Source organism: Deltaproteobacteria bacterium, from assembly GCA_026712905.1.
Taxonomy (GTDB): Bacteria; Desulfobacterota; Binatia; order UBA9968; family JAJDTQ01; genus JAJDTQ01.
This window is the reverse complement of the sequence record JAPOPM010000226.1, coordinates 1-12831: the sequence shown is the minus strand read 5'-3', so window position 1 is coordinate 12831 and position 12831 is coordinate 1. Positions and strand designations below refer to the sequence as shown.

The 12831-nt window shown below is 65.3% G+C and carries 14 protein-coding genes; all 14 read left to right on the top strand.

Annotated features, from left to right (window positions below; genetic code table 11):
* Positions 1–306: 306 nt before the first annotated feature.
* The 14 genes from OXF11_19350 (at position 307) to OXF11_19285 (ending at position 12672) form a co-directional block, all read left to right on the top strand.
* Entirely contained in the window at positions 307–1956 is a 1650-nt protein-coding gene (locus tag OXF11_19350) for a CTP synthase (GenBank protein ID MCY4489254.1), read from the top strand.
* Positions 1953–2789: a 3-deoxy-8-phosphooctulonate synthase gene (gene kdsA / locus OXF11_19345; GenBank protein MCY4489253.1), complete on the top strand. Its 837-nt coding sequence runs from the start codon at positions 1953–1955 to the stop codon at positions 2787–2789. The genes OXF11_19350 and kdsA overlap by 4 nt, the downstream gene beginning before the upstream one ends.
* Before the next feature lies 1 nt (position 2790).
* On the top strand, positions 2791–3777 hold the full coding sequence (locus tag OXF11_19340) for a KpsF/GutQ family sugar-phosphate isomerase (protein ID MCY4489252.1): 987 nt from the start codon (positions 2791–2793) through the stop codon (positions 3775–3777).
* Positions 3749–4321 (top strand): HAD hydrolase family protein, encoded by a 573-nt coding sequence (locus OXF11_19335; protein MCY4489251.1) that lies wholly within the window; start codon positions 3749–3751, stop codon positions 4319–4321. Before OXF11_19340 ends, OXF11_19335 begins: the two co-directional genes overlap by 29 nt.
* A gap of 111 nt (positions 4322–4432) precedes the next feature.
* A complete protein-coding gene (lptC, locus tag OXF11_19330) occupies positions 4433–5053 on the top strand; it encodes an LPS export ABC transporter periplasmic protein LptC (protein MCY4489250.1) in 621 nt (206 codons plus the stop codon).
* Complete coding sequence (locus tag OXF11_19325; GenBank protein ID MCY4489249.1) at positions 5050–5598, top strand: hypothetical protein; 549 nt, start codon at positions 5050–5052, stop codon at positions 5596–5598. The genes lptC and OXF11_19325 overlap by 4 nt, the downstream gene beginning before the upstream one ends.
* A 19-nt stretch (positions 5599–5617) precedes the next feature.
* Entirely contained in the window at positions 5618–6340 is a 723-nt protein-coding gene (gene lptB / locus OXF11_19320) for an LPS export ABC transporter ATP-binding protein (protein MCY4489248.1), read from the top strand.
* Between the two features lie 34 nt (positions 6341–6374).
* Positions 6375–7820, top strand: coding sequence for an RNA polymerase factor sigma-54 (rpoN, locus tag OXF11_19315; protein ID MCY4489247.1), 1446 nt, complete (start codon positions 6375–6377; stop codon positions 7818–7820).
* A gap of 55 nt (positions 7821–7875) precedes the next feature.
* Positions 7876–8337 carry a PTS sugar transporter subunit IIA gene (locus OXF11_19310; protein MCY4489246.1) on the top strand — a complete coding sequence of 154 codons (462 nt, stop codon included), beginning with the start codon at positions 7876–7878 and terminating at the stop codon, positions 8335–8337.
* Entirely contained in the window at positions 8334–9200 is an 867-nt protein-coding gene (gene rapZ / locus OXF11_19305) for an RNase adapter RapZ (GenBank protein ID MCY4489245.1), read from the top strand. The genes OXF11_19310 and rapZ overlap by 4 nt, the downstream gene beginning before the upstream one ends.
* Before the next feature lie 3 nt (positions 9201–9203).
* Complete coding sequence (locus OXF11_19300) at positions 9204–9479, top strand: HPr family phosphocarrier protein (GenBank protein ID MCY4489244.1); 276 nt, start codon at positions 9204–9206, stop codon at positions 9477–9479.
* An 86-nt stretch (positions 9480–9565) separates the two neighbouring features.
* Positions 9566–10741, top strand: coding sequence for a methionine adenosyltransferase (gene metK, locus OXF11_19295; protein MCY4489243.1), 1176 nt, complete (start codon positions 9566–9568; stop codon positions 10739–10741).
* 181 nt (positions 10742–10922) lie between these two features.
* Positions 10923–12182 carry an adenosylhomocysteinase gene (ahcY, locus tag OXF11_19290; GenBank protein MCY4489242.1) on the top strand — a complete coding sequence of 420 codons (1260 nt, stop codon included), beginning with the start codon at positions 10923–10925 and terminating at the stop codon, positions 12180–12182.
* 247 nt (positions 12183–12429) lie between these two features.
* The gene (locus OXF11_19285; GenBank protein ID MCY4489241.1) at positions 12430–12672 is read left to right on the top strand and encodes a plasmid stabilization protein; all 243 of its coding nucleotides are present in this window, start codon (positions 12430–12432) and stop codon (positions 12670–12672) included.
* The last annotated feature ends 159 nt before the right edge of the window (positions 12673–12831 follow it).

Below are 12831 nucleotides of genomic sequence, written 5' to 3'. Positions count from 1 at the left end.
TTTTCCCGACCGTCCCCCCGGTCGAACCCTCCGGCATCAGCTGGACACGAAACCGGCAATTGACCCCGGCCCGGCGGGGCGCTACGGTGACTTTCTCCGAGGCACCAAACTGACTTGAGCACGCTTGCAAACACTGGGTCTTGATTGAATGGGGTTACATATCGATTACGGCTCAAATCAGAATACTCCCAACCTATTGATAAACAAATCAAAAACAACCACTCAACGCAGAAAAGACCCGCAGATTATTGTGCGAATTGACCGGACACCACACTAGCGTCCACGCGGAGAGTTGCCATGGCTAACTTGCCACAGAAGTTCATCTTCGTGACCGGCGGGGTGATGTCGTCGCTAGGAAAGGGGCTGGCGGCGGCTTCCATCGGCGCGCTCCTGGAAAGCCGCGGTCTGAAGGTGACGCTTCTGAAGATGGATCCGTACATCAACGTCGATCCGGGGACCATGAGCCCGTACCAGCACGGCGAGGTTTTCGTGACCGACGACGGCGCCGAAACGGACCTCGATCTGGGACACTACGAGCGCTACGTCTCGTCGACCACCGGACGGGCGAACAACTTCACCACCGGCCAGGTATACGACACCGTCATCAGCAAGGAGCGGCGCGGAGACTATCTTGGCGGCACGGTCCAGGTGATTCCCCACATCACCGACGAGATCAAGCGGCGCATCGAGGCCGCGGCGGAGAACTACGACATCGCCATCTGCGAGGTGGGCGGCACCGTGGGCGACATCGAGGGGCTGCCGTTCCTGGAGGCCATCCGCCAGTTCGGCCGCGACCGCGGGCGCCACAACGTCATCTACGTCCACCTCACCTACGTCCCGTACATCGCCGCCGGCGGCGAGTTGAAGACCAAGCCCACGCAGCACAGCGTCAAGGAGCTTACCGGTCTCGGCATCCAGCCGGACTTCCTCCTGTGCCGCACGGACCGCCTCCTGAGTCGCTCCCTCAAGGCCAAGATCGCCAGCTTCTGCAACGTGGACGAGGACTCGGTGATCACCGCCAAGGACGTGGAGTGGATCTACGAAGTGCCGTTGGTGCTGCACCAGGAGGGCCTGGACGACCGCATCGTGGAACGGCTGCGGATGTGGACCGGCACGCCCAACCTGCGCAAGTGGCAGAACACGGTGCACATCCTCAAGAGCTCCAGGGAATCGGTGCGCATCGCCGTGGTGGGCAAGTACATGCAGCTCAAGGAGTCGTACAAGAGCCTGATGGAGGCCCTGGTGCACGGCGGCATCGCCAACGGTGTGCACGTCGAGCTGGAGTGCATCGAGGCGGAGAAGATGGAGAAGCGCGACGTCCACAAGCTCCTGGACGGCGTCAACGGCGTCCTGATTCCCGGCGGGTTCGGCGACCGCGGCACCGAGGGCAAGGTCCGCGCGGTGCGCTACGCGCGCGAGAACAAGGTGCCGTTCTTCGGTATCTGCCTGGGGATGCAGATCGCCGTGGCCGAGTTCGCGCGCCACGTCTGTTCCCTCAAGGGCGCCAACTCGGTGGAGATGGACGCCAAGACGAAACACCCGGTGATTGACCTGATGGACGAACAGAAGGAGGTCGACCAGATGGGCGGCACCATGCGCCTCGGGGCGTACCCGTGCGTGCTCGCGTCCGACTCGCTCTCGGCCAGGATGTACCGGAAGAAGAAGATCTCCGAGCGCCACCGGCACCGCTACGAGTTCAACAACGGGTACCGGGAGACGATGGCGGAGAAGGGACTGCGCATCAGCGGACTGTCGCCCGACGGCAAGCTGGTGGAGGTGGTGGAGTTGGCGGACCACCCCTGGTTCGTCGGCTGCCAGTTCCATCCCGAGTTCAAGTCCCGCCCGACCGAGTGCCATCCGCTGTTCAAGGGCTTCATCCGCGCCGCCGTGCAGCACCGCGGTTCGGTGAAGGAAGTCCCGCGCATGCGCATCGTCGCGGACGCCACGAGATCATGAGCACCAGCGAGGTCCATATCGGGGACATCCGCGTCGGAGGAGGTCGGCCGCTTTCGCTGATCGCGGGCTCGTGCGTCATCGAGAACCGTGACTCGGCGTTGCGGCACGCCACGTTCCTGAGCGATCTTACCCGGCGCCTCGACATCCCCTTCGTCTACAAGTCGTCCTACGACAAGGCCAACCGCACGTCGCTGGAGTCCTTTCGCGGCCCGGGCCTCGACGAGGGCCTGCGCATCCTGCAGGACGTGCGCCGCGAGATCGGCGTCCCCGTGCTCACGGACGTGCACGAGCCCGACCAGATCGGCCCGGTATGCGAGGTGGCGGACATCGTTCAGATCCCCGCCTTCCTGTGCCGGCAGACGGACTTCGTCGTCGGCGTGGCGCGCGCCGCCAAGGTCGTGAACGTGAAGAAGGGGCAGTTCCTGGCACCCTGGGACATCCGCAACGTGGTGGCGAAGATCGTGGCGGTGGGCAACACCAACGTGCTGCTGACCGAGCGCGGCGTTTCCTTCGGCTACAACAACCTGGTGTCGGACATGCGCTCGCTGGTGATCATGCGGGAGTCGGGTTTCCCGGTGGTATTCGACGCGACCCATAGCCTGCAGCTCCCCGGTGGCCTGGGCCAGGCCTCGGGCGGTGACCGGCAGTTCATCGCGCCGTTGGCGCGGGCGGGCGCGGCCGTGGGCGTGGACGCGCTGTTCATGGAGGTCCACGAGGACCCGGACCGGGCTCTGAGTGACGGTCCCACGTCCTTTCCCCTGGCCGGCCTCGAAGCGTTGCTGGGCGCGGTGAAGGATATCGACAGCCGGGTCAAGGCGCAGGGGAGCGGGTGACATGGGCAGGTCGGGAGACGCAGTGCGCAAGGCCCGCGAGGTGTTGGACGTCGAGATCGGCGGCATCGCCGCGGCCCGGGATCGGATCGGCGAGACGTTTCCGCACGCGGTGGAACTCCTGCACCACTGCACCGGCAAGGTCATCGTCACCGGCGTGGGCAAGTCGGGTCTCATCTGCCACAAGATCGCGGCCACGCTGGCGAGCACCGGGACGCCGGCGTTCTTCCTGCACGCGGCCGAGGCGAGCCACGGCGACCTGGGCATGATCATGCGCGACGACGTGGTGCTGGCCGTGTCCAACAGCGGCGAGTCCGAGGAGGTCCTGCGGATGCTGCCGCTGATCAAGCGCTGGGACCTCAAGCTCATCGCCATGACCGGCAATGCGCAATCGAGTCTGGCCCGTTCGGCGGACGTGGTGCTGGACGTCGGGGTCCCCGAGGAGGCCTGTCCCCTGGGTCTCTCGCCCACCGCCAGCACCACCGCGGCCCTGGCCATGGGCGACGCTCTCGCCGTGGTGCTGCTGGAGCGCCGGGAGTTCAAGGAGGAGGACTTCCTGCTGCGGCATCCGGGCGGCGCTCTGGGCCGCCGGCTGCTGCTGCGCACGGGCGACCTCATGCACTCCGGCGACGACGTCCCGCTGGTGTTCGAGGACACGCCGCTCAGGGACATCCTCCTGGAGATCACGTCCAAGCGGCTCGGAGTGACCGGCGTGTTGAACCGGGAGCAGGCGCTGGTGGGGGTCATCACCGACGGAGACCTGCGCCGCTGTCTTGCCCGGAGCGACGGCACGGGCGATATGCTGGAACGCCGGGCATCGGAGATCATGACCCGGGACCCCAAGACCATCGCCGCCGACGCGCTCGCCGCCGAGGGCGTGGCGCTGATGGAGAGGTTCTCCATCACCTCTCTGTTCATCGAGTCCGAGGACTCGGCCAAGCCCCAAGGGATACTCCACCTCCATGACCTCCTCAAGGCCGGTCTCGTCTGACGCTCCGGCGCCGCCCGGAGTCGACGCGCTGCGCGCCAAGGTCCGGGACGTCAAGCTGCTGTTGCTCGACGTCGACGGCGTGCTGACCGACGGCGGTATCGTCATCGACGAACGGGGCGAGGAGGTCACCCGCTTCGACGTCCAGGACGGTCACGGCATCAAGCTGCTCCAGGATGCGGGGTTCCGCGTCGGGCTGCTCACCGGGCGCGCCTCGCGCGCCGTGGCGGTGCGAGCCAAGCGCCTGTCCATCGGACTCGTCTACCAGAACGTTGCCGACAAGCTCGCCGGCTATCAACGGGTCAAGGCGGAGACCGGCCTCGCCGACGCCGAGATCGCCTATGTGGGCGACGACATGCAGGACCTGCCCGTGCTGCGAAGGGTAGCCTTCGCGGTGGCGGTGAAGGACGCCTGGGAAGGCTTGAAGGCGCACGCCCATTACGTCACGCTCCGGCCCGGCGGCCACGGCGCGGTGCGCGAGGTGGCGGAGTTGCTGTTGCACCTTACCGGAAGGTGGGACGCTTTGTTGAAGCAGTACGACCGCTGAATCCGGCGTGCGCGGAATTCTCGACGCAATATTCATGCCCGCGGCTTTACACACGCGGGACGAGTTGGTATCCCGAAACTGATGTCCTGTCTCGTCCCCGGAAGGTGATGCATGCGGTCGAAACGGTTGTGGCTGTTGCTGGTTGCGGCCGCCGGGGTGATCTTCGTCGGCGTCGAGGTGACGCGGCACCTGCGGGAACAGGCGCTCCGCGACCCCCGGGCGTTATTGCAGTTCACCCCGGGGGCGGCCTTGCAGGTCAAGAACTTTCGCCGCAGCCGGATCGAAGACGGGCGCAAGGCCTGGGAGGTGAAAGGGGTCGAGGCGACCTATTTCAAGTCCGAAGAGAGGGCCTTGATCAGGAAACCGGCGCTGGTCTTCTACCGGGAGGATGGCCGGATCCTCAAGGCCACCGGCCGGCAGGGGAACGTTTTCCTGCCCGACGGCCAATTGCAACGGGCGGAACTGGACGGCGCAGTGGACATCACCTACCAGGGTGTGCGATTCCTCACCGAGAAGCTCATCTACCTTCATGCCGAGAACCGCGTGGTTTGCCCGGGCAAGGTGACGGCCACCGTGGACGGCGTGGATTTCGAGGGCGAGAACATGACCTACTCGCTCGTGGACGAGACCATCGAGCTTCGGAGGGCCGTACGAACCACCATTCAATCGGGGCGCGTGGGCCACGCCGAAGTGGTCCGGCGGCTGGCCCGGGGAAGGGGCGCGGGTCGATGAGACAACCAAGGACAAGCGACGGATTCCGCTGCATGCTGGGTCTGGCGGTCATGCTGCTCCTGCACGCCGCCGGTCCGGTGGCGAGAGCCTCCGAGGACGTGGCCCGTAGCCGCGGAACGGCCGCCGCCGGTCTGTTCGCCGATAAGGACACGCCCGTCGAGATCACCGCCGACCGCATGGAGTTCCAGCGCAAGCAGAGCACCATCGTCTACAAGGGCAACGTGTTGGTCGTGCGGGACGGCGTCAAGATCGCGAGCGACGTCCTCATGGCGCGCTATGACGCCAAGGGCGGCGTGTTGACCAGCGTGGTGGCGGAGGGGAAGGTGAAGGTGAGCCACGGGGGACGCGTGATGATTGGCGACAAGGCCGTGTTCGACGGGGTGGACGAGACCATCACGGTGTCCGGCAACACGGTCGTGCGCGACGGCAACAGCAGCATCTCGGGGAGCCGCATCACCATCTACGTCAACGAGGACCGCAGCGTCGTGGAGAACAGCGAAGGACGTGTGAAGGCGGTGATCTTTCCGGGGCAGTTGAATCAGTGAACTGAACAGGCCGCGGGCGATGAGCGTTCTCAACGCGGACGGGATCGTAAAGGCGTATCGAGGACGCCAAGTGGTGGACCAGGTTACCCTCCAGGTCAACAGCGGCGAGGTCGTGGGCCTTCTCGGGCCCAATGGAGCGGGCAAGACCACCCTGTTCCACATCCTCATCGGCCTGGTCCGGGCCGACCGCGGCAAGGTCAGCCTGGATGGGACCGATCTGACGGCCGCCCCCATCTATCGCCGCGCGCGGGCCGGCCTCAGCTATCTGCCCCAGGAGTCCTCCGTGTTCCGCGGCCTCACGGTCAAGCAGAACCTGTTGGCCATACTCGAGACCTTGAGGCTCGGCCGGGACGAAGAAGAGGAGCGGAGCCGGCGGCTGCTCCAGACCTTCGGCCTCGTCCACCTGGCGGACCAGAAGGCCCATACTCTTTCCGGCGGCGAGCGGCGGCGCGTGGAGATCGCCCGGGCGCTGATCCTGTCACCGTTCTTCGTGCTGTTGGACGAGCCCTTCACCGGAGTCGATCCTATCGCCCTGGCCGACATCAAGTCCGTCATCCGGCGGCTGACCGACGCCGGCATCGGCATCTTGATCACCGATCACAATGTCCGGGAAGCCCTTGAGATCTGCACCCGCGCCTACATCCTGAGTCAAGGCGTGGTGCTCGCGGAAGGAACTCCCGCCGAAATCGCCGCCAGCGAACGGGCTCGCGAGGTCTATCTTGGGGAAGGGTTCAGGCTCTAGGAACTCACTCCCACTCACTTGACGGAACGTCCGCATGGCACTGGAAATCAGACTCTCACAGAAGATGATGCCGCAACTGGTGATGACGCCCCAGTTGCAACAGGCCATCAAGCTTCTCCAACTCTCGCAGCTCGACCTCCAGCAGCGCATCTCCCAGGAGTTGCAGGAGAATCCGGCCCTGGAGGAAGCACGCGACGACGATGATGCCGCCCCGGACCGCGTGCGCGAACCCGATGCGACGCAGGAGATGCTGGTCACCGACCGCATCGCGGATTGGCAGGACTATCTCGACAACCACTCCAACTCGCGCCACGACATGGTCGCGTCCGACGCCGTGCGCCAGGACGAGGACTACCCGTCCCTCGAGAACAGCGTCACGCGCCGGGAAACCCTCCATGAACACCTGCTGTGGCAGCTCCGCATGTCCGGGCTCGACCCGGCGGGCGAGAGCATCGGCCAGTGCATCATCGGCAACCTGGACGAACGTGGATACCTGGATGCGTCGCTGGAGGAGGTCGGCACGCTGGCCCGGGCGACGCCGCGCGAGGTGGAGGAGGTCCTGGCGCTAATCCAGTTCTTCGATCCGGTGGGCGTCGCCGCCCGCGACTTGCGCGAGTGCCTGCTGGTGCAACTCCACAACGCTGGCTTGGGGGAAAGCGTGGCGGCGCGTCTGGTGGCGGGCCACCTTCGGGAACTGGAGCGCAAGCAGTACGAGCGCATCGCGGCGGCTCTGGACGTCCGCGTCGCGGACGTCGTCGAGGCGGCCCATCTCATCGCCTGTCTGGAACCGAAACCGGCGCGGGACTATGATGACGGCGAGGTCCACACGATCATACCCGACGTGGTGGTGCAGAAGGTCGAGGGTGAGTATGTCATCCTCCTCAGCGATGATGGAGTGCCGCCGTTGAGAGTGAGTCCGCTGGTGCGGCGACTGGCCGGGGCGTCGAACGAGGAGGCGCGCGAGGCCAAGGAGTATCTGGACGGCAAGATCCGCGCGGCCACCTGGCTGATCAAGAGCATTCAGTGGCGCCAGCAAACCCTGTACCGGGTCAGCGAGAGCATCTTCAACTTCCAGCGCGAGTTCCTCGATCATGGCGTGGACCGACTGAAGCCTTTGGTGCTGCGCGAGGTCGCGGCGCAGATCGGAATGCACCCGTCCACGGTCAGCCGCGCCACGTCCAACAAGTATGCCCACACGCCGCAGGGGGTATTCGAGTTGAAATACTTCTTTCAGAGCGGCATACCGCGTAACGACAGCTCCGTGGTGGTGTCGGCGGAGTCGGTACGGGAGCGGATACGGGTGCTGGTGGAGTCGGAGGATCCGGCCAAGCCGTTGAGCGACCAGGAAATCGCCGGCGCGTTGCGGGAAGTGGGCATCGACATCGCGCGCCGGACGGTCGCCAAGTATCGCGAGCAGTTGGGTATCCTGCCGTCATCCCGACGGCGGGACCCTTATGTTCATCGAGCGGAGCCCGCTTGACGCGGCGGTCCAATGGGAGTCCTGATCACGTCACGAGGGGAAAAGGGGGGTTGGCTTGCGAATCACGGACGTTCTGGATCCTGAAGCGGTCATTCCGAGTCTCGAGGCGCGGGACAAGTATGCCGTGCTCGAGGAGATGGTGACGCGTGTGTCGAGCCACTACGGGTTCGAGGACTCGCAACGCTTGCTCGACGTGGTGCGTGCCCGCGAGCGCATCTGCAGCACGGCCATCGGCGAAGGGGTCGCCATCCCCCACGGCAAGCTGCCGGGCTTGAAACGGGTGTTCATCGCCTTTGCGCGCAGCCGCGAAGGCGTCGATTTCGACGCCCAGGACGGCACCCGCACACACCTGTTCTTTCTCCTGGTGGCGCCCGAGGGGTCCACGTCCGAGCACCTGAGCGCGTTGGCGCGGGTGTCCCGGCTGGTGAAGGATGCCTCGTTGCGCGAGCACCTCATGCGCGTGCAGACCCCCCAAGAGGTGGTGCAGCTCATCGAGGAGAAGGAAAGGGAGCTCTGACCGGCCCGCTCGACATCGTGGTCGTCACCGGCCTTTCGGGGTCGGGGAAGAGCGTCGCCATGCGCGCGCTGGAGGACAACGGCTTCTTCTGCGTCGACAACCTGCCGGTGCCGCTCATCCCCAGGTTCATCGAACTTTGCCAAGGCTACCGTGAAGGCATCGAACGGGCCGCCTTCGGCATCGACCTGCGCGGCGGACAGTTCATCGAAGGCTGGCAGGAGGTGCTGGACGGGATCCGCAGGGCCGGTCACCGGGTGCAGGTGCTTTTCCTGGATGCCAGCGACGAGTTGCTGCTGCGCCGCTTCAACGAGACGCGCCGGCCCCATCCGCTCCAGGCGGGCGGGTCGGTGCAGGACGGCATCGCGCGGGAGCGCGCGGCCCTGACCGGCATGCACGACCTGGCCGACCGGGTCATCGACACCTCCCATCTCAACGTCCACGACCTCAAGAAGGTCATCGAGGATTCGTGCATCCAGGCGTGGGGCCGGCGGCGCATGTCGGTCTTCCTGATGTCCTTCGGTTACAAGTACGGGATTCCGGCCGAGGCGGACATGGTCATGGACGTGCGTTTTCTTCCCAACCCGTTTTTTGTTAATGGGTTGGGGACTCGTAGCGGGTTGGCGCCGGAAGTAAGGGATTTCGTTCTGAGCCGGGCGGAGACCCCCGCTTTCGTCGAGCGCATGAGCGCGCTGCTCGATTTCACGCTGCCCAGCTATGAGCGCGAGGGCAAGAGCAACCTGACCGTGGCCTTCGGCTGCACCGGCGGGAGGCATCGGTCGGTGGTGCTCGCCGCCGAGTTCGCGCGGCGTTTGGATGGGAGCCCATGGCGCATTCAGTTGCGGCACCGGGACGTTGACAGATGACCCATGCACCGCGTTAAGAGGAAGCTCGAAATCAAAAACCGCCTCGGGATGCACGCGCGCGCCTCGGCGTTGTTCGTGCAGACCGTCAACCAGTTCTCCTCGGAGGTCAAGATCTCCAAGGACGACACCGTCGTCAATGGCCGGAGCATCATGGGCGTCCTGACTCTGGGAGCGGCCAAGGGAAGCAAGATCCGGGTCGAAACCCGCGGTGAGGACGCCCACGAGGCCATGCTCGCCATCGAGCAACTCGTGGAGGACAAGTTTCGCGAAAGCGACTGACGTGGCTTGGTTGCAAACCGTCCGCAGCCGGGTCTTTCGCGGAACTGGAACAGGACGAAACGGAAAGGGTCGAACAGGCATTATCCATGACTAACAAGGACTTTGTCTTCACCTCGGAATCGGTGTCGGAGGGCCATCCCGACAAGATGTGCGACCAGATCTCGGACGCGGTGCTCGACGCCCACCTGGCGCTGGACCCGAACAGCCGCGTGGCATGCGAGACCCTGGTCAAGAACGATTTGATCGTCATCGCCGGCGAGATCACCAGCAAGGGCAAGGTGGACTACGAGAGCCTGGCGCGCCGCGTCGCCCTCGACATCGGCTACGATGACCCGGCCAAGGGCTTCGACGGCAACACGTGCGAGGTGCTGGTCAGGCTGGTAAGCCAGTCCCCCAACATCTCTCAGGGCGTTACCGAGGGCGAGGGTCTTTTCAAGGAGCAGGGCGCCGGCGACCAGGGCATGATGTTCGGCTACGCGTGTGACGAGACCGACGAGTTGATGCCGCTGCCGATCCAACTCGCCCACGAGCTCGTCGGCTATCTGGCCAAGATCCGCAAATCCGGCGAGGCGCCGTTCCTGCGGCCGGACTCCAAGTCCCAGGTGAGCGTCGAGTACCGCGACGGCCGGCCCCATCGCGTCACCAACGTGGTGGTGTCCACCCAGCACACGCCCGAGGTGCCCTACGACAAGCTCCGGGGAACCATCATCGACAGCGTCATCCGCGCGGTCGTGCCGTCCCAATACCTCGACGCGGATACGGAGTTTCTCGTCAACCCCACCGGCAGCTTCGAGATCGGCGGTCCCCAGGCCGATGCCGGCCTCACCGGCCGCAAGATCATCGTGGACACCTACGGCGGCATGGGACGCCACGGCGGCGGCGCCTTCTCGGGCAAGGACCCCTCCAAGGTGGACCGCAGCGCGGCGTACGTGGCCCGCTACGTGGCCAAGAACGTCGTCGCGGCCAAGCTCGCGCGCCGCTGCGAGATCCAGCTCGCCTACGTCATCGGGGTGGCCGAGCCCGTGTCCATCGCCATCGACACGTTCGGCACGGGCGTGGTCCCGGACGCCGAGATCGTCAAGCTCGTGCGCGAGAACTTCGAGCTCACCCCCAAGGGCATCATCGACGCCCTCAATCTGCGCGCGCCCATCTACCAGAAGTCCGCCGCCTACGGCCACTTCGGGCGCAAGCCTGAAGACGGCTTCTTCACCTGGGAGCGGGCGGACCGGGCGGCGCGGCTGAGCGGCGCGATCAAGGGTTAGTGTCCTGTCCCATAGGCAGGCCTTCCGAACCTACGCCGAAACATCTTGTCGTCGCCCGCGAGCGGCGACCCGGAGGGGCGACCGCGGGTCGTCTCTCCGTGGCCAACCATGCACGCCTCGGGGGCGTTTCAGAAACCGCCCCTGAGTGTTCAGCGTGCCGACGGAGATCATCATGGCAAAAGTGAAATGCGACATCGCGGACCCGAGCCTGGCCGCGGACGGCTGGAAACGAGTCCTTTGGGCCGATCAGGAAATGCCCGTGCTGCGGGACGTGCGCGCGCGCTTCGAGAAGGAGAAGCCGTTCAAGGGCCTGCGCTTCTCCGCATGCCTGCACGTGACCGCGGAAACCGCCAACCTGGTGCGGACGCTCAAGGCGGGCGGCGCCGACGTCGTCCTGTGCGCGTCGAATCCCTTGTCGACACAGGATGACGTGGCCGCCGCGCTGGTGAAGCACGAGAACCTGTCCGTGTACTCCATCCGCGGCGAGGACCACGACACCTACTACCGCCATCTGAGGGCCGCCCTCGACCACGGTCCGGTCATCACCATGGACGACGGCGCCGACCTCGTGTCCATGCTGCACCAGGAATACGACAGCCTCGTGCCCGACATGCTGGCGTCCATGGAGGAGACCACCACCGGAGTCATTCGGCTGCGCGCGCTGGAGGCCGACGGAGCACTCAAGATCCCCGTCATCGCGGTCAACGACGCCGCCACCAAGCACCTGTTCGACAACCGCTACGGCACCGGCCAGTCCACCATCGACGGCATCATCCGCGCCACCGACGTGCTGCTCGCCGGCAAACGCGTGGTGGTGGCCGGCTACGGCTGGTGCGGCCGCGGCGTCGCCTCGCGCGCCCGCGGCATGGGCGCCAAGGTCATCGTCACCGAGGTGGACCCCGTGCGCGCCCTCGAAGCCTCCATGGACGGCTTCGACGTGATGCCCATGAAGAACGCCGCCAAGGTCGGCGACCTCTTCATCACCCTCACCGGCGACATGCACGTCATCCGCCAGGAGCACCTGCGCTCCATGAGGGACGGCGCGATCATCTGCAACTCCGGTCACTTCGACATCGAGATCGACATCAAGACCCTCGGCGAAATGGCGGAGAAGTGCCAAAAAGACGTGCGCAACCACGTCGATTGCTACACGCTCCCCGGCGGCAAGCGCCTCTTCCTCATCGGCGAAGGCCGTCTCGTCAACCTCGCCGCCGCCGAAGGCCATCCCGCCTCGGTCATGGACATGAGCTTCGCCACCCAGGCCCTCGCCTCCGAATGGGCCGTCCAGCAGCGCGGCACCCTGTCCCCGCAAGTCTACGACGTCCCCCAGTCCCTCGAGGAATGGGTCGCCGGCATCAAGCTTGGCACCATGGGCATCCAGATCGACAAGCTCACCCGCGAGCAGAAGATCTACCTGTCGTCGTGGGATATGGGGACGTGAGGCCTACTACTCTCCACTGACCGTCATTCCCGCGGAAGCGGCTGCGTCAGAACTCTTGAGGCAACTACGTAACAGAACGTCATTCCCGCGAAAGCGGGAATCCAGGGGCGGGGAGGCGGGGTAACCCTTTCCGTCAACCCGCTCCACGCCGTCTGAAGTTCTTGTGTGGTTTCGTGTCGGCTTCTGCTTGATTGCAACGCAATCAGCCGATAGGCTTTGACAAGCTGCAAGCAGGGGACGCGCAACCATGGCAAGCATCACGATTCGCAATCTTGAAGATGACGTGAAGACCCGCCTCCGCGTGCGCGCGGCGAGCCACGGTCGATCAATGGAAGAAGAGGCGCGGCTGATTCTGCGCGAGGCCGTTGGGCGCAAGCCGAACTCGCGAAATCTGGCCAGCATTGCCCGCGCCCACTTCGGACCGTCCGGCGGCGTCGACCTCGAGTTGCCGTCGCGCGAACCCATCCGCGAGCCCCCTCGGTTCGACTGAGGGGCGGTGATGATTCTGCTCGACACGCACGTCGTAGGAAGCGCTTTGGAACTTGCTAACTAGCCAAAATATATAGCTTTTTTGAACGTCTCCGCTGAGCCGATTTCAGCACCGTAAGCATCCAGAGAGCGATCCGGATCCGAAACCGCGCGTTGCGGT